9 protein-coding genes are annotated in these 18963 nt (G+C 50.3%); 7 read left to right on the plus strand and 2 right to left on the minus strand.

The features are described 5' to 3' along the window. Positions 1–211 precede the first annotated feature (211 nt). The gene (putA, locus tag SC206_RS10315) at positions 212–4183 is read right to left on the minus strand and encodes a trifunctional transcriptional regulator/proline dehydrogenase/L-glutamate gamma-semialdehyde dehydrogenase (RefSeq protein WP_332736854.1); all 3972 of its coding nucleotides are present in this window, start codon (positions 4181–4183) and stop codon (positions 212–214) included. A gap of 445 nt (positions 4184–4628) precedes the next feature. Here putA and putP point away from each other — a divergent pair, with 445 nt between their 5' ends. After that, positions 4629–6113 carry a sodium/proline symporter PutP gene (gene putP, locus SC206_RS10320; RefSeq protein WP_332736856.1) on the plus strand — a complete coding sequence of 495 codons (1485 nt, stop codon included), beginning with the start codon at positions 4629–4631 and terminating at the stop codon, positions 6111–6113. A 118-nt stretch (positions 6114–6231) separates the two neighbouring features. On the opposite strand, the gene SC206_RS10325 is transcribed toward putP, so the two are convergent. Further along, the gene (locus SC206_RS10325) at positions 6232–6915 is read right to left on the minus strand and encodes a type 1 glutamine amidotransferase domain-containing protein (RefSeq protein ID WP_332736858.1); all 684 of its coding nucleotides are present in this window, start codon (positions 6913–6915) and stop codon (positions 6232–6234) included. 131 nt (positions 6916–7046) lie between these two features. Between SC206_RS10325 and SC206_RS10330 the strand changes: the two genes are divergently transcribed. The 6 genes from SC206_RS10330 to SC206_RS10355 all read left to right on the plus strand — a co-directional run bounded on the left by SC206_RS10330 (position 7047) and on the right by SC206_RS10355 (position 18837). After that, positions 7047–7982: a LysR substrate-binding domain-containing protein gene (locus SC206_RS10330; protein ID WP_332736861.1), complete on the plus strand. Its 936-nt coding sequence runs from the start codon at positions 7047–7049 to the stop codon at positions 7980–7982. 241 nt (positions 7983–8223) lie between these two features. Further along, positions 8224–9075 (plus strand): iron uptake transporter permease EfeU, encoded by an 852-nt coding sequence (gene efeU, locus SC206_RS10335; RefSeq protein WP_332736863.1) that lies wholly within the window; start codon positions 8224–8226, stop codon positions 9073–9075. Positions 9076–9128: 53 nt separating this feature from the next. Then, positions 9129–10286: an iron uptake system protein EfeO gene (gene efeO, locus SC206_RS10340; RefSeq protein WP_332736865.1), complete on the plus strand. Its 1158-nt coding sequence runs from the start codon at positions 9129–9131 to the stop codon at positions 10284–10286. A gap of 128 nt (positions 10287–10414) precedes the next feature. Further along, the gene (efeB, locus tag SC206_RS10345) at positions 10415–11722 is read left to right on the plus strand and encodes an iron uptake transporter deferrochelatase/peroxidase subunit (protein WP_442976063.1); all 1308 of its coding nucleotides are present in this window, start codon (positions 10415–10417) and stop codon (positions 11720–11722) included. 95 nt (positions 11723–11817) lie between these two features. Further along, positions 11818–17454 (plus strand): hypothetical protein, encoded by a 5637-nt coding sequence (locus SC206_RS10350; protein ID WP_332736867.1) that lies wholly within the window; start codon positions 11818–11820, stop codon positions 17452–17454. A gap of 198 nt (positions 17455–17652) precedes the next feature. Then, positions 17653–18837, plus strand: coding sequence for an N-acetylmuramoyl-L-alanine amidase (locus SC206_RS10355; RefSeq protein WP_332736869.1), 1185 nt, complete (start codon positions 17653–17655; stop codon positions 18835–18837). The last annotated feature ends 126 nt before the right edge of the window (positions 18838–18963 follow it).

The raw sequence follows: 18963 nt of genomic DNA on the forward strand, positions 1-18963 counted from the left end.
CGGGATTCTCAAGGGTGTTCGCTTAGGAACATCCTTGAGGCGGTCTGCGCCGCCGCGCAGTAAGCGAAGCGCATGCACTTGAACTTGAACTTGAACTTGAACTTGAACTTGAACTTGAACTTGAACTTGAACTTGAATTTAAATCTAAAAAACCTATTTTAAAAAAAAGGAGCCCTTAAAAAGAGCTCCCAAAATTCTCCAATTTTGCCCCTTACCCGATGGTCATTAGGCTCGCATTTCCTCCCGCCGCCGCAGTGTTCACACTCAAAGAGCGTTCAATCAGCAGGCGTTCCAGCAGGATGTTGGTTTCACCGCGTGCAAAACCCTGCACCGAAACAATAGGGCCCGGACGTTTGGCGAGCAGCTGGCACAGGTCGCGTAGCTGATCGGCATCACCGTGGTAAATCACTGCGTCGAACTCGAGATTGCTGCTCTGCCAGTCGGCGGCAAAATCAATGCGATCCTGTACGGCTTTCGGCAGGCGTTTGAACAACTCGCGCTGCACTTCAGCCTCCGGCCACAGCACGCGACAACCCGTGGCGGTTGCGGCGGCTAACTGAATCAGCGCGTCCTGCGGGTTGTCCGCCAACGCCAATACGCGTTCGCGCGGCAGTAGGGCGTACGTGTTGCGCTCTCCCGTCGGGCCAGGCAAAGTACGCAGCGTTCCGCCCTGACTCCAGCCGGCGAGATCACCACATAGCGCGGCTAACTCGTTGTTTTCTTTAGTCGCCCATTCCGTTAAAGCCTGATGCGGTGCCAGCAACTGACTGCGCACGGCAGCATCCAGCGGCATCGGATCTTTATCGTTATTCAACAGCGCGTGAACGGCGCTATCTGGACGACTCGCCAGCAGGCGATACAGATAGAGCGGACCGCCCGCTTTAGGTCCGGTTCCTGACAGGCCTTCGCCGCCAAACGGCTGCACGCCGACCACTGCTCCCACCATATTTCGGTTCACGTAGAGGTTACCGACCTTGGCACGCGCCGTCACGCGCAGGATTGTTTCGTCGATACGCGTGTGAATGCCGAGGGTCAGGCCATAACCCGCTTCGTTGATCTGGTCGATAAGTTTGTCGAGATCCTGACGGGCGTAACGCACAACGTGCAGCACAGGGCCGAAAATCTCTTTCTTCATCTCGTCAAAGCTGTTCAGTTCAATCAGCGTCGGCTTGATAAAGGTGCCACGCGACCACTCTTTACTGTCGTCGGCGTTGTTCTGTGCAGCCTGATAGACCTTGCGACCTTTGGCGCGCAGAGTGTCGATATGATTTTCGATGTTGGCTTTCGCTTCGGCATCGATAACCGGTCCGATATCGGTAGAGAGGCGCTCCGGATTACCCATGCGACATTCGGCCATTGCGCCGCGCAGCATTTGCAGCGTGTGATCGGCGATATCTTCCTGAATACACAGCACGCGAAGCGCAGAACAACGCTGACCCGCGCTGTCGAAAGCCGAGGCCACGACGTCGGTCACCACCTGTTCGGTTAGGGCGGAAGAGTCGACAATCATTGCGTTCAACCCACCGGTTTCGGCAATCAGCGGCGTAGGGCGTCCCTGCGCGTCAAGGCGTCCGGCGATATTGCGCTGCAAGATGCCTGCAACGTCGGTCGAGCCGGTAAACAGCACGCCGTGTACGCGTTCGTCATTAACTAAACGCGCGCCGACGGTTTCGCCGCGACCCGGTAGCAGCTGCACCACGCCGGCCGGCACGCCAGCTTCGAGCAGAATACGCACGGCTTCGGAGGCGACCAGCGGCGTCTGTTCGGCCGGTTTTGCCAGCACGCTATTACCGGCGGCCAGCGCGGCGGCAACTTGTCCGGTGAAGATAGCCAGCGGGAAGTTCCACGGACTGATACAGACCACGGGGCCAAGCGGACGGTGGCTATCATTACTGAATGCACTTTCGATCTGACCTGCGTAATAGTGCAGGAAGTCAACGGCTTCACGCACTTCGGCGATGGCGTTGGCGAAGGTTTTACCTGCTTCACGCACCAGCACGCCGAGCAGATTTTGCATTTGCGATTCCATCAGTTCGCCCGCGCGATGCAGGATAGCCGCACGTTCTTCCGGCGGCGTGGCGAACCAGATAGCGCCAGCGTGCGTCGCGCAGTCGAGTGCCAGCGTGATTTCAGCGTCAGTGGTTTCACGCACCTGACCCACAATATCGTTCGGTTCGGCAGGGTTAATCACGTTTTCGAATGCATTTTCATCTGCGGCGTTTTCAGAAAGCTTTTCGCCCAGCATCGGCTCGGCACGCAGCGGATGGGCCGCGCTGGTCAGCAGGGCGCTCGACAGCGACGCCAACCGGTGTTCGTTCGACATATCTAAACCTGCCGAGTTGGCGCGATTGGCACCATATAAATGACGCGGCAGGGCAATACGCGGATGCGGCAGGCCAATTTGACCCTCTTCGGCGGCCAGCTGTTCAACGGCTTTAACCGGATCGGCCACCAGCTCGTCGAGCGGCAGAGTGGCGTCGGCAATTCGGTTTACGAAAGAGGTATTCGCGCCGTTTTCCAAAAGACGACGTACCAGATAGGCCAGCAGCGTTTCGTGCGTCCCGACTGGCGCATAGATACGGCAAGGGCGGTTGAGTTTGCCGTCGGCAACTTTGCCTACCACTTTTTCATACAGCGGTTCACCCATGCCGTGCAGGCACTGGAACTCATACTGTCCCGGATAATAGTTGTTGCCCGCCAGCTGATAAATCGCCGCCAGCGTGTGCGCATTGTGAGTCGCAAACTGTGGATAGATGAGATTCGGCACGGCAAGCAGCTTGCGTGCGCAGGCCAGATAAGAGACGTCGGTATACACTTTACGGGTGTAAACCGGATAATCTTCCAGACCATCAACCTGCGCGCGTTTGATTTCGCTGTCCCAATAGGCGCCTTTAACCAGACGAATCATTAAACGACGACGGCTGCGCTGTGCCAATTCGGTGAGGTAGTCAATGACCATTGGGCAACGTTTCTGGTAGGCCTGAATGACAAAGCCAATGCCGTTCCACCCTGCCAACTCTGGCTCAAAGCACAGTTTTTCCAGCAGATCGAGGGAGATCTCCAGACGATCGGCTTCTTCAGCATCGATATTAATGCCAATGTCATACTGGCGCGCCTGAAGCGTCAGGGAAAGCAGGCGCGGATAAAGCTCATCCATCACGCGCGCGTACTGCGCACGGCTGTAGCGCGGATGCAGCGCCGAGAGTTTGATCGAAATCCCCGGGCCTTCATAAATTCCGCGACCGTTCGAGGCTTTGCCAATCGCGTGAATCGCCTGCTGATAAGAGAGCAGATAAGCCTGCGCATCTTTTTCGGTCAGCGCGGCTTCACCCAGCATGTCGTAGGAGTAACGGAAACCTTTGTCTTCGTGCTTGCGGGCATTGGCCAGCGCCTGCGCGATAGTTTCGCCGGTCACAAACTGCTCGCCCATCAGGCGCATTGCCATATCGACGCCTTTACGGATCAACGGCTCGCCGCTTTTTCCAATAATGCGATTCAGCGAGGTCGAGAGCTTGGCTTCGTTATGTGTCGCAACTAAACGGCCAGTAAATAGCAGGCCCCACGTGGCAGCGTTGACGAATAAGGAAGAGCTGCGGCCAAGGTGCGACTGCCAGTTGCCGTTGCTGATTTTGTCGCGGATGAGGGCATCGCGCGTTGATTTATCAGGAATTCGCAACAGCGCCTCGGCGAGACACATCAGCGCGACGCCCTCCAAAGAGGAAAGCGAGAACTCTTGCAGCAGGTTTTGCACTATTCCGGCGCGTCCACCTGCACTCTTTTGGTGCCTCAGCGCGTCGGCCAAATCATAAGCCATCTTGTGCGCGGCAGTATCGAGAGGCGCGGGAAGACGAGCCTGCTCCAGCATCATCGCTACCGATTCCGGTTCTGGACGACGATAGGCCGCCGTAATCGCCGCGCGGCTTACCGACTGCGGATGAATTTGCTCGGCGAAGTCGAGGAAAGGCTGATGTTCAACAACCACGGGCAGCGCGGCATCTTCATTATCCGCCCCGTTGCCGTTAGCTAGCTCAGGCAGGCCAGCGCCCGTCTCAAGCTGCTCCAGATAGGAATAAATCGCCTGTTTGATCAGCCAGTGCGGCGTGCGATCGATACCCTGTGCGGCCTGTTTAATTCTGTCGCGCGTGGCTTCATCCAGCTTCACGCCCATTGTCGTTGTTGCCATTCCCGAGAACTCCGTTTTTAAGTAAAACCCAGTCATTTATCGATACTATCAATGATGTTGCAACTTAGTGCAACCTAAGTGAATGCATGAACTGTGCCGACTTTGAAATTAGTGATCTATTTAACATTTTCATAACGGCATGATTATTGCTTAGCCTATTTGCAGGTTGTGAGAGGTGCAACTTTGTAAAACGGGCTCAGCAAAAAAGATGCAACCCAATGTCACAAAGTTGATTTTTTCCGGTTGGCATTATGTTGATAAGACGTTAAAAGTCTTGGCCTGAACAAAATGCTCCACTAGTATCCCCTCGCCGGAAAAAGCAAAACGATTGCGGATAGGGAAAGGGGGCCTGTATTTCGCGCGGCAACTTTTGAAAACGCAGGAGGGTAACCTGCCGTTTTTAAGGTGTGATTGAAAGATAAAGATAACTACACGGAGAATTTGCATGACAATGAACACACCGATGCTGGTGACATTTTGTGTCTATATTTTTGGCATGATACTCATCGGGCTCATCGCGTATTTGCGAACCAAAAACTTTGATGATTATATCCTTGGGGGACGTAGTTTAGGCAGTCTGGTTACCGCACTCTCGGCGGGTGCTTCAGACATGAGCGGCTGGTTATTGATGGGATTGCCGGGCGCGATTTTTGTTTCGGGCATTTCCGAAAGCTGGATTGCTATCGGTTTGACGCTTGGCGCGTATCTTAACTGGAAACTGGTGGCCGGACGCCTGCGCGTTCATACCGAAGCCAACAACAACGCCTTAACGCTTCCCGATTACTTCACGCACCGGTTTGAAGATACCAGCAAGCTGCTGCGCATCATCTCAGCTGTCGTAATCCTGATTTTCTTCACTATTTACTGCGCATCGGGCATTGTTGCCGGAGCACGTCTGTTCGAAAGTACTTTCGGTATGACCTATGAAACCGCGCTGTGGGCCGGTGCTGCCGCCACTATCGTTTATACCTTTATTGGTGGTTTCCTGGCGATCAGCTGGACCGATACCGTGCAGGCGTCGCTGATGATTTTCGCGCTGATCCTCACGCCGGTTATCGTTATTCTGGCGGTAGGCGGTATCGATTCGTCAATGATGGTTATCCATGCGAAAAGCCCTGAATACACCGACATGTTTAAAAACATGAATCTGGTCGCGATTCTGTCACTGCTGGGCTGGGGCTTGGGCTACTTTGGTCAGCCGCACATTCTGGCGCGCTTTATGGCTGCCGATTCGCACCACACTATTCGTAATGCGCGCCGTATCAGCATGACCTGGATGATCCTGTGTCTCGCCGGTACTATCGCCGTCGGCTTCTTCGGTATCGCCTATTTCGCCAATAATCCAGGCGAAGCGGGCAACGTGACGCAAAACGGCGAGCGCGTATTTATCGAGCTGGCAAAAATCTTGTTTAACCCGTGGATTGCCGGCGTGCTGCTCTCTGCCATTCTGGCGGCGGTGATGAGTACGTTAAGCTGTCAGCTGCTGGTTTGCTCGAGCGCGATTACCGAAGATCTCTACAAGGCTTTCCTGCGCAAAGGCGCGAGCCAGAAAGAGCTGGTTTGGGTAGGGCGTTTGATGGTGCTGGTGGTCGCGGTCGTGGCAATCGCACTGGCGGCGAATCCAGATAACAAAGTGCTGGGTCTGGTGAGCTACGCGTGGGCTGGTTTCGGCGCGGCCTTTGGTCCGGTGATCCTGATTTCCGTGACGTGGTCACGCATGACGCGTAACGGCGCGCTGGCCGGGATGATTATCGGTGCGGTAACCGTGCTGGTGTGGAAACACTACGCGTGGCTGGATCTGTACGAAATCATTCCAGGCTTCATTTTCGCATCGATAGGCATCGTGCTTGTCAGCCTGATGGGTCGCAAACCTTCCGCTTCAATCGACAAGCGCTTTAATGATGCAGAGGCGCTCTATAACACGAAATAAAGAGCACTCTTTATAACCAACTTTTTATACCTAACAAAAAATCCCCCTTTGAACAGGGGGATTTTCATTTGAAATCTACAGTCTAGAGTTACAGACTCACTGCTTTCTCTCGAAAACGTTATCTCTGCGCCAGCTCTGCAATCAGCACTTCAGCGGTTTCTGCCGAAGAGGTTGGGTTTTGTCCGGTAATCAATAGGCCGTCGCGCACCACGTAAGAGGCCCAATCATCGCCGCGCGAGTAATTTCCGCCCAGTTTGATCAGCTCATCTTCTACCAGGAAGGGCACGATGTTAGTCAGCTGTACTGCTTCTTCTTCCGAATTGGTAAAGCCGGTGACTTTCTTGCCTTTCACTAACGGTTGACCGTCGGCAGCTTTCACATGGCGCAAGACGCCCGGAGCATGACACACCAGCGCCACCGGTTTTTGGGCCTGAATAAAGGCTTCAATCAGCGCGATCGACGCTTTGTCTTCTGCCAAGTCCCACAGCGGGCCGTGACCACCCGGATAAAATACGCTGTCGAAATCGGCCTGTGACACGCTGCTCAACGGCACGGTGGTTGCCAGCTGCGCCATCGCCTGCTCATCGGCTTCAAAACGATGGGTCAATTCGGTCTGGAACATCGGCTCGTTGCTTTTCGGGTCCAGCGGTGGATTGCCGCCCTTCGGCGAAGCCAGCGTTATTTCAGCGCCCGCAGCTTTGAAAGCGTAATAAGGAGCTGCCAACTCTTCGAGCCAAAAACCCGTTTTCTTGCCGGTGTTACCGAGTTTGTCGTGCGAGGTCAGAACCATCAGAATTTTCATTACGCTTTCCTTTATTTTTAGACTGAGATTTAGGTTTTGGGATGTTTTTGAACACCGCCATCATCTCTTGTCGTGACATATTCTAGAAATTTATTTAACTTATCGTAGATATTCATAACGGAAATAACTCGATGAAATACGATCTCAACCTGTTGCCCGTGTTGGTGACCCTGATGGAAGAGCGCAACGTAACCCGCGCGGCAGAGCGGCTGGGCATGACGCAACCGGCGTTGTCGAATGCGCTAAACCGACTGCGTGAAACGCTGCAAGATCCGCTGTTTATTCGTGAACGTTACGGCATGAGGCCGACCCAAAGGGCAGAAGAGTTAGTTCAGGTGATAAGAAACGCGCTGGCAAATCTCGATGATGTAATTTTGGGCCAGCAGGATTTTGACCCGTCACAGGCCACGCGGCTGTTTACGTTAGCCTCAAACAGTTATGTCGAGTTTGTGTTGATGCCGCTGATTGTGGCGCGACTGCGGGAATCTGCGCCCGGTGTGCGGATTCGTTTTATTCCGTATGGCAATGACCTGATCGAAACGGGCGTGATTTCAGGCTCCACGGACATGGTGCTGGGCAGGGTGATGGACCCGCCGAATAATCTGGTGGTGCAGCATTTGATGGACGAAGGGCTGGCCTGTCTGGTGCGGGCCGATCATCTCGAAATCGGCGACAGCATGAGTTCGGAGCAGTACGAGCGCATCAAGCACGTCAACGTTTTGCCGCCGGGCAGAATGCGTGCGGGGCTGTTTCAGGCGCTCGAGCAGCGCAATCTTAAACGACAGGTCGCTATCTCCGTGACGCATTTTCTCGCCGTGCCGGAGATGATTGCCGTAACAGATTACTGCGCCACGCTGCCGAAACAAATTTGTCGTCATTTGGCGAACGATAAACGGGTTAAGGTCTTGCCCGCGCCGGTCGATCTCGGCACGTTTCCAGTAGAAATGGCGTGGCACGTGCGCTATCGCCACGATCCCGCTCATCGCTGGCTGCGAGCAATGATTGTTGATGTCGCGAAAGCGTTAATGGCAACGGAAATGGCAGCAGAGACGGATAAAAGAAGTTAAGGCTTATTTTTCAAGCCGTAACGGATCAATAAAAGTGGCAACCCGCTCGAAATCCTGAAATCATCGGAAATTTTCCCAAAATAGAAATAATATATTTACGAAATTATTACTCTGGCCTCTTGTTTTTATTCCTAATGGAATGATAATCACAATCGTTTTCATTTTTACCTAACTTTACAGATTTGCCTCAGGTATCGATGTCGACGCGTTGATTTTCAATTAAGTCGCTGGAGTCATCCCTATGTTTGTTCCATTTCTGATTATGTTCCGCGAAGGGCTCGAAGCCGCCCTGATTGTCTCCCTGATCGCCAGCTATCTTAAACGCACCCAGCGCGGACATTGGCTCGGCACGGTGTGGTGCGGCGTGATTGTTGCCGCCGCACTGTGTCTCGGGCTGGGCATCGCTATTAACGAAACCACCGGCGAGTTTCCACAAAAAGAGCAGGAGCTGTTTGAAGGGCTGGTCGCGGTGGTCGCGGTCTGTATCCTGACTTACATGGTGTTCTGGATGCGCAAGGTCTCGAAATCGATCAAGGTGCATCTTGAGGGCGCAATCGACCAGGCGCTAAATTCCAACCGTGGACAGGGCTGGGCGCTGGTGGCGATGGTATTTTTTGCCGTGGCGCGCGAAGGTCTCGAATCCGTATTCTTCCTGCTTGCAGCATTCCAGCAGGATGTCGGCATTGAAGCGCCCATCGGCGCAGTGTTAGGTCTGGTCGCCGCCATCGTGCTCGGCTTTGCGATTTATTACGGCGGAGTAAAGCTGCAATTAGCCAAGTTCTTCAAGTGGACCAGCCTGTTTATTCTATTCGTCGCGGCAGGGCTGGCGGCAGGAGCGATTCGCGCCTTCCACGAGGCCGGACTCTGGAACGGCTTACAGGCGACGGCGTTTGATCTCAGCAACGTGCTGTCAACCGACTCGCTGTTCGGCACGCTGCTGGAAGGGATGTTCGGCTACCAGCAAGCCCCGTCAGTCAGCGAAGTCATCGTCTATTTCCTCTACCTGATCCCGGCCTTGATTCTCTTTTTCTTACCGACCCAAAAACAGCTCAAAGGCGCAACCTCGTCCGCAGGCCATAAAACACAGCGCTAAAATGGGCGCACAGTCACCTACAACAGCAAATCTTAATCGTCAGGGAGTTCGTTATGTCCGCTTCAAGTAACGCGTTAAATCGTAAGGTTTTTTTCCGCTGCAAAGCGCTTCAGCTGGCGCTGCTTTCACTGCCCGCCATGACTTTCAGCGCCAATTTGATGGCGGCAGACGTGCCACAAGTAAAGATTACGGTGACCGACAAACAGTGTGACCCGATGCAGCTGACCGTGCCTGCGGGCAAAACGCAGTTTGTTATCCACAACGCCAGTAAAAAGGGCCTTGAGTGGGAGATTCTGAAGGGCGTGATGGTTGTGGAAGAGCGTGAAAACGTGGCGCCGGGCTTTACCCAAAAGATGACCGCCAATCTTGAAGCGGGCGAATATGACATGACCTGCGGCCTGTTGAGTAATCCAAAAGGTAAACTGATTGTCACGGCGGCAGGCGAAGGCGCGAGCAGCAAGCCAGACGCGATGGCGTTAGTTGGCCCTATCGCCGAGTATAAAGTCTATGTCACTCAGCAGGTTGGCGAGCTGGTAACCCATACCAAAGCCTTTACCGATGCCATCAAGCAGGGCAACCTTAAACTGGCTCAACAGCTTTATCCGTCAACGCGCGTTTACTATGAGCGCATTGAACCTATCGCCGAGCTGTTCTCTGACCTTGACGGCAGCATCGACGCCCGTGAAGATGATTTCGAGAAGAAAGCCGAAGACCCGAAATTTACCGGCTTCCACCGTCTTGAAAAAATCCTGTTTGCGGATAAAACCACTCAAGGCACCGCCGAGCTGGCAACGCAGCTTTATACTGACACGCAGGACCTGCAAAAACGTATCACCGACCTGACTTTCCCACCTAATAAAGTGGTGGGCGGCGCGGCGGACCTGATTGAAGAAGTGGCCTCAAGCAAAATCAGCGGCGAAGAAGACCGTTATAGCCGCACCGATCTGTGGGATTTCCGTGCTAACCTCGACGGCGCGCAGAAAATCGTTAACCTGCTGCGTCCGCTGCTGGTCAAGGCTGACAAACCGCTGCTCGATAAAATCGACGCCAACTTCAAAACCGTGGATACTCTGCTGGATAAATATCGCACCAAAAACGGTTATGAGAATTACGAGAAGCTGAGCGATGCCGATCGCACCGCGATGAAAGGGCCGATTACTACGCTGGCTGAAGATTTAGCGAAGCTGCGCGGGGTTCTTGGGCTCGATTAAAGATCAACATTAAGCGATGACCATCTACCGATGAGCAATGATCGATGAGCATAACAAGCGGTCACCGCGTTGATTAAACATAAAGATAGATCGCCTCACCCGATGGATGCATCGGGTGAGTTGAGGCAATGATGAGTAAAAAAGTAGAATCGTCCCCGAATAACACGTCGAAAATTTCTTCTTCCCGCCGTCGCCTATTGAAAGGCGCAGGATTGTTGGGCGGGGCGTTTGCCCTTGGCGGCGCGACCACCCACGCCTCACAGGCGCCGGGTGCGAAACCAAGCTATACGCCCGGCACCGTTTCTCCCGATGAGCGTTACAGCGCACAGCCGTTTTATGGACCACATCAGGCCGGAATTTTAACTCCGCAGCAGTCAGCGCTGTCGCTGGTGGCTTTCGATGTGCTTGCCGGCAATAAGGCGGATCTTGAACGACTCTTTCGTTTGTTGACGGCGCGCTTTGAATTCCTTACCACCGGCGGCGCGGCACCCAGTGTTGATCCTAAATTTCCGCCAATGGATTCCGGTATTCTCGGCCCGAAAATCTATCCGGATAATCTGACCCTCACTTTGTCGGTCGGCGATTCGCTATTCGATAATCGTTTTGGCTTGCAGTCGCAAAAACCTATCAAGCTCCAGCGGATGCCGCGTTTTCCGAATGATTCGCTCGACGCCAGCCTGTGTCACGGCGACGTGCTGCTGCAAATTTGCGCCAATAATGCCGATACGGCGCTGCACGCGCTACGCGACATCATTAAACACACCCCCGATCTGCTGGCCGTACGCTGGCGTCGCGACGGTTTTATCTCTTCCCACGCCGCGCGCAGTCAGGGCAAAGAGACGCCGATTAACCTGCTGGGCTTTAAAGACGGTACTGCTAATCCAGATACGCAGGATAAGCCCCTGATGGACAAGGCTATTTGGGTCACGGCCGATCAGGGTGAGCCGGCGTGGACTACCGGCGGCAGCTATCAGGCGGCGCGTATTATTCCGTTTCGCGTAGAATTCTGGGATCGCACGCCGTTACAAGAGCAGCAGACTATTTTTGGACGCCACAAAGACACCGGCGCGCCGCTGGGCATGAGTAAAGAGCACGACGTGCCGGATTACAGCAAAGATCCCGACGGCAAAGTTATCCCGCTCGACGCGCATATACGGCTCGCTAATCCGCGCACCAAAGAAACGGATAATAATCTGATGCTGCGTCGCGGTTACAGTTATTCACTGGGCGTTTCCAACGCGGGCCAGCTTGAAATGGGCCTGCTGTTTATCTGCTATCAGCACGACCTCGAAAAAGGTTTTTTGAGCGTCCAAAAGCGGCTCAACGGCGAGGCGCTTGAGGAATATATTCGTCCGGTCGGCGGCGGATTTTTCTTCGCTTTGCCGGGCGTAAGCGATCAAAACTATTATCTGGGACAGGGGCTAATAGAAGCTTAATTCGAATAAAAAGATAAACGGATAAGCGAAATATAAAAGTTAATCATTAACGTATCTGTTATAAAAATCGGCATTCTTTTTACAAGAGATTGCCGATGACATTAATTACTTCTGTAGAAACATCTGGGAATTCCAAGGTAGAAAACAAAGATCAGCCGCTTCGTTGTATTAATTTTTACTCTACTGTGGATAATATTAAAAATTCTATTCATATTCCCTCGATCTGTTCAGAATGGATATGGAAAATAGGCGACAACACTTTCCAGCTTTCTACCAAGCTTATAGAGCAACTCCAGCAGCGCTACGACATTAATAAAATGGTCGAGTGTCCAGATACAGAAACTCAGACTCTGGCCGCATTAAGTTTTTATCTTAATCCGCAGCAAAATAAATTGCCGGTTCATTACTTATTAGGGCCAACCTCGGCCTTCTGCGTATTCTATGCCACGTTGAGTCGCCTATTGGGCCATACGATTAGTCGCCATACCAACTTGGCGTGTCTGCCGCTGGCGACCTATCTTGCCGGTAGCTGTGAATCGTTGATGGAAGGGGATAATCGCCAGCTAAACCCTACTAAATCATTAGCCTGGCAGACGCCTGAAGTCTTAATAGGGCATGAGTCGCAGGATTTATTCCTCGATATCTGCCCCCGTCAAAACCAAAATTTAGCCTGCCGGGCGCCGCCGGAAATAGGTTTACCCAATCATAATCCCCTTTACGGGCCAAGAAGCGAAAATCAACTTTACTGGTTGGCGCCGCAATCAACGGCTTTATATCGCAGCGCCTTGGATAATCCTGCAATATCTCGTTGTGAACGGCTCGGCAATAATAAGAATATTACAAATTCACCGCAGAATAGCGCCGCGCTATTCCTAGACATCGATACCCAGCATCAATTAGCGACTGTAGCCGTGGTGAGTGAACAACATCCACTAACTATAAATACCCAGCAAGACGCGAAAGCGCTATTTTATTTGCCTGAAAGAGAGGGGGACGGTGCCGAAAATAAGCATATTGCCGTTAAGCAATATAATGATTCTGCTCTCAAGGGAGTGATCGTTGAAAAAGTGGAACGAAGCGTTTGGGATATGACGACATTTTTGGCAGCCCAATTTTTTACGCTTCCTTTAGCGAAAGCAGATTTACCGCCCACCTATTTTTCGCCTTGGCGGCCTAGATTACCTGTTGATGCACCTAGTGTTGACTCTGCGCCAATAATTACGGTCAATAAAGATTATCTCTATCAGCTAAATACCACGGATGAAGCAGGAACTTCACAGCCTTTATTCGCTAAAGCGGATAGCGCACCTAACTGTTTAGCTACGTTATCAACAGCGCCTGCTGCCGTAAAAGCCGTAACCTTGCTTGAAATGATCCATCGATTACATCTTTGGATAGAGCAGCTTTCGACGTCTGATATCGAGCAAACAATTCATCGGTATATTTCCCAACAGTCTCAGGCGTGGGGCATCAATCTAGAAACCGCGGATAATGCTGTTGCAAACCGGGCTTATATCGAGCTTATTTCCTGTTTCGACCTCACGATGAAACAGGGCGCAAACAGTGAAAGTTTGGCTTACTCGCCGGAAGAGACGCAAAAATTCCTTACGTTGCTTTTAGCCGATTCGCCTTTTGAACATAATGAAGAGTTACATTCAGCCCTTATCGCTTCTTCGCTGGCAGAGCCGCTATTAGGCAAGCTGCTATTTAAAGCATTGGCGAACGCATTGCCCATAGGCAGTGCCTTACTTGATATTGGCTATCAGCGCCTGCGTTATTTTATTACCGCACACGGGCCGCTGACATATGCAGTACTGAACACGCTGCTGCAAGATATTCAAAGCGCTGTCAAAAATAACCTTGTAAAAGCCGTTAACGACAAACACGACTCTTCAAATACCCTGCTTGAAGCGCGCCAGCTAGCCAAAATTCTATTTTGGCATCAGCGTATGCTCGAATATGCTTATCCATTCTTCCTGCTGCGTGATAGGCAAGATCTCAAAGAAAAACAGTGTTTGTCCAGAGAGGGATTATTAATTAATCTCGGCGTGATGCGGTTGCCCTCAACTGAAATTGATGCTTCTGTCACGGCTAAAGAGCTCAGCGCGTTAGGACAAGATTTATTGCTTAACAGCTCAATCGACGAATTGCTGAATGAATGTTCCGCTCTGGAAAACTTGTTTCTTATTCCCGGACAGACAGCAGGTCGCGGCATCCATTATCTTGCTGAACAGTTGAAGCGGGAAGGGGTACTCGTGTTGAGCTTTATTGATGCCAGACGTTTATTAACCGAACAGCTCAATCATCCTAATACCAGCATCGTGGCAAGTAAGGACGCCTATCTGCACTATTTACAGACGAAACGGCAGTTATATGCGTTTGCCCTGCAAAATATCCCTTCTCTAGATCAGCAGCTGTTCAACAATGCCTACAAAAGCGTCTCAAAACTCAATGCAGGCATTAAGCTAAACTTTATCCGAATGAGTGATAGTCGCCAAACTGAAGTTTCCCGCGTCTGTATCGGCTTTACGATTTCTTGCGACCTAGACAGCGAAGATAATCAAATAAGGAAGGATAATGATCGGATAACCGCCAAACGGCACTATTTTATCTCTTTACTGCCTATTCAAAGCGACACCACGCAGGCTTTGGCTTTTGATCTCTCGACCGACTGGCCTGATACCCCAGCGGCGCAACTTGCTCTAATTAATGGCTTAGGTAAAAGCGAGTTTGTCGCCCGTCTCTCTCCAGAGATGACTCCTGATATTAACGCGTTACATTTTTATATTCAGGGCGGCGGCGACCTTGTCAATTCGTCGGCAACGGGGGATTGGGCAGAGAGTGCCGACAGGTTGGCACGAGAAATCACCGAGCGGCAATTTGTTAATCTTACAGTGCCTATAGTGACTAAAGAAGAGTTACATCCTGCTAATATCGCCCGGACTCAGGCGACAAAAGGGTCCTGGTTTACCCGAGCCCTCAACCAGCTTATTTATTTAACGCCAATAGGCAATTGCAAAGATGCCATTACCGAGATCAGCCACGGACAAGTCGCCGCGGCAATTCTTGATGGCGCTTTTTGTTTATATGCTTTTTTTCCGGCGGGCAGCGAAGAAGAGCTTGGAATTAAAACGGTCGCTAATGTCATAAAAAACGCCCTTAAGTCGCTGATGGAAAATAGTGCCGAACCGGCAGTTCATGCGGCAGTGCATGAAGCGGAAAGGCCGCCATTACTCGGCAAACTCGAACAGACATTGCATATCGTAGAGCAAGAACTTAAGTCTTCGCCTTGGTTAGCGCGTCGTGTTAAACATTGTCCGACTGCCAACCACTATTTAAAGCCGCTGCTGTTGTCGCCTACACTTTATACCTCGATTTCAATAGGCGAAATTCCGCAGGCCTTTATGCCTGCAACGGTTTGGCGAGAACCCTTGCACGATATTCTCTATTTTGTACTCAATATTGGCATGAATTCACAGATTGTTTACCGATTGGATGAGGTGAACAAATTGTTGTTACCGAATCCGTCCGCCGCCTTAAAAGCGATGATTCTACGTCAGTCTGAACCTGTCGATATTACCCTTATGCATACGGCGTTAAACACGGGTGATACCCGACAGCTGAGAATCGAAATTTATCAGCAAGAGCGAATGAGCGCTATTAAACAGCATGCGTTGCCAGCTACGGCAGAAGCCCCTATTAATGGAGAGATGATTTCTGATACCACTTCCACGGGTAAACTTTATTACCCTGCATTAAAATTAGCGGGCAGCGACAGCCTTTATTTACTCGCGTTGGCCGGCGTTGAAGAAGATCAGCAGTTAGTGGTGATGTCGAATGAAGGAGAGCTAAGCTATTGGCGCGATAATGCCATCATCCTTAAATCCACTCGTCCTCAAGACTTGGAGGTTTCTCTCAATGATCCTTACCAAAAACTATTGAACAGCATTGAAAATGTCCCTACCGGCTGGACTCTACATTCTTTATGGTTCGATGAATCACAAGATGGCCATATTGTCGCCGTCTGGTCGGATGCGGAAAAGAAATTACATTACCGTCAGCCCAATCAGGTTGGAAAATGGTTACCGTGGAATAATGAACAACGGGGTATTTTCTGTCAGCATTTAATTCGTGAGAAAAGAAACTTACCTGAGTCAGAGTTGGGCGTCACGAGTATATTTTCTCCTGAACACTGTGGATACCTTGCTCTCCCTCGCTCAACTGACCCTGAAAGGGCGGCGGCATTAGATGGAATAATCGAACAATTTAACGACCTGCGCCCGCCTTTAATATTCGATACGCTTAATTGTATTAAACAGGCCACGGCTATAAGCGTTGAATTTGCAACCGTTTGGAATACATTCCCCATGCTGTTGCGAGAGCTTATTAATGGTATCCGTTTTTCTAAAATTGAGGCTAAAAGCTACCATGACTTTGACGTGGTGGCCAGTAAAGTTATCGCCCATAAAGAGGAGATAGATGCTGATCAAAACCTTACCTGTGAAGAAAAATCGTATCGATTACTGTTTTTGGAAAAACTAAGGGTGTTACTTTTTGATTACAGAAAACTGCAACTCAATAGTTTGGAAGCAAGAGCGCGTCACGAACAATATTCGTCCAGTCTTCAATACTACTATGACCAATATATTGCTAAGAATTTGAAGTTTAACCATTGGATTAACAGATGGTTTGAGCGCATAAAAAGTGCCGATAAAATACACGGGAGTTATATTATTAAAGCAACAAGCCCGAGCCAAATCGCCGTTAAATACCCTTTTTTATATCAGGGAGTTAACCAAGCCTTAGCCGCGTTGCAAAATAAAGCCCAGCAGCTGGCTAGCAAGCTGTCTGATAGCGTGGTCAGCACGGAATTCGTCACTCATTTACTCAGCGGTTTTTTTGGTGAAGATTTTGACCCGCAACAGTGCGCCCGTTTTACATCACGATTGAAACGTTATCTGGCAAAAGTTAAAGAATTCAGCACTGAAAATATCGTAGTGGTTGCCGATCGCCTTTCAGGGAAAAAGTTGGCTTCGGGATGTTTATCAACGCCAATGGAAAAAATAGCTTTCGGTGACGGAGCCTATTCTTTTGTTTATAACAGTTATAAAGATAAAAACGTTTATTTATTTGACTATTTGTCTAGCAAAGAATTTATCGAGTTTGCGCTGGCTCATGAGTTAGGGCATTTGACCTTTGATAACTATAAGTATGTACTGCAAAACGAAATATACTTAAAGTCGGGATCGATCTCAAAGAACTTTAATATTTTGGGTGCTTCAACGTTTGCTCGTCATTTAATGCGGGATAAAACCTTCTTTCTTGACTATATATCCAAAAGCGAAGATTTTGCCTATGCATTTTATCGTCATTTTTTAGCTCACGCTACTGTGCCAAGCCATAGAAAAGCGTTGCAAGAGTTTCATGATTTGATGCTCGATCAAGATAGTAGCAATCCGCTTTATTTGCATGATAAAGCCATGCGAAAAAGTGAAATGTCGCGGCTTATCGATATATTTTTCTCATTGCCGGAATTAAAACTGGATATTACCTATTATAATCCTGACCTTTTTTCTGGACTATTCGGGTACGCTTTTCAACTTTTGGCTTCAGCCGCTGATGGAAATAACAATCGCCCGGTTAGATCAACCGAACTGGAGCAGCAACATAACAGTGAAAAATTTTTCAGTGCGCTGATTCTGCGTTTTTTACATGAAAAATATATTGTTTAACTGGTCGTTTAATGATGCCTCAAAAAGAGCACGTAGGGAGACTATTGACCGCGCCTGAAATAAACAGAGATTAAATAAATACAATAGAATTAACTTGTTACTGGTCTTGCAAAAGAGCTTGCTTCAAAATTGGCCCATGTTCCCAAGGTTGTAACTGACTAAAAATAATAAATCAGGTTTGTGGAGAATAAGTAACCGATGACCATTAATCAATCCCGCCGAAAACTGCTGATCTTTGGAATGGGCATCACGCTGGCGGCACCTAAACTCTTTGCTAAACAACAGAACCTGGCATTTCAAAAGATGGCTTTGCTGGATTTTCGCACCGATCGGCAGAACCTGCATTTCACTTTGCCCGCCAATGATACCCACGCGCGGGTATTTCGCTTAACCCATCCCGATCGGGTGGTGATAGATCTTTCGATGACCGCCTTTCCGTCGTCGTTAACCCATTCTTTAGTGGTGACGAAACAGAAATTCCCATGGATTACCGAGGCTAAAATAGCCCATTTCACGCCTGAGACCGCGAGAATAGTATTTGAATTAAATCAGCCCGCCATCATTAGCCATCAGCAAGAGCAGGGTGGCAAACAGTTTAGTATTTCAGTGGCGCAAAATGCAGCGGCGGCGATTCCCGCAGAAGATATAAGTTCTTCTCCAAAGAATAACCCGCAATCTACCCGTCCGCTGCTGGTGATGATTGACCCGGGTCACGGGGGGAAAGATCCCGGAGCGATTGGCGGCAAAGGGACTTATGAAAAACACGTGGTGCTGGATATTGCTAAACGGCTGCAAAGGCAGTTGCACCAGCAGTATAAAATTCACGCGGTATTAACGCGGCAGGAAGACGTATTTATTCCGCTTTATCATCGCGTTAATTTGGCGCACCAGCACGAAGCCGATCTGTTTGTTTCCATTCACGCCGATGGTTTCACAAACGATCAGGTTCACGGTGCCTCGGTATTTGCCCTGTCTGAACACGGGGCAGGCAGCGCGATGGCGCGCTATTTATCGCAGAGCGAAAACAGTGTCGACGCGATTTACGATAATGATGTGCAAACCAATGATGCCTATTTAAAGCAGACGCTGTTTGATCTCGACCAGACGGAAACCATTAATCGCAGCCTGGCTTTCGGCAAACACATGGCCGAAAATATCCAAACCGTGCACCCGATGCACAACAATCATATTGAGCAGGCCGGATTTGTGGTACTCAAATCGCCGCGCATTCCGTCGGTATTGGTCGAAACCTCTTTTATTACCAATCATCAGGAAGAAAAACTGCTGCAAGAACCCGCTTTTCAGCAGCGAATGGCTAACGCCTTAGCCAACGGCATTCACAGCTATTTAAATCAGGAGCGAAAGGAAAATTTGATCGCCTGATCCGCGCCTTTGTCATCTTATTGAAACTATCCGGTTTATTGCCGGATAGTGGGATCAAAAAAGGATCGTTAGACCTATTGACTCTGCTAATTATTTTTTCTACATTCAAGTTAGACCGCTAGCGAA

The organism is Rouxiella sp. T17 (assembly GCF_036663475.1).
Classification (GTDB): domain Bacteria; phylum Pseudomonadota; class Gammaproteobacteria; order Enterobacterales; family Enterobacteriaceae; genus Rouxiella.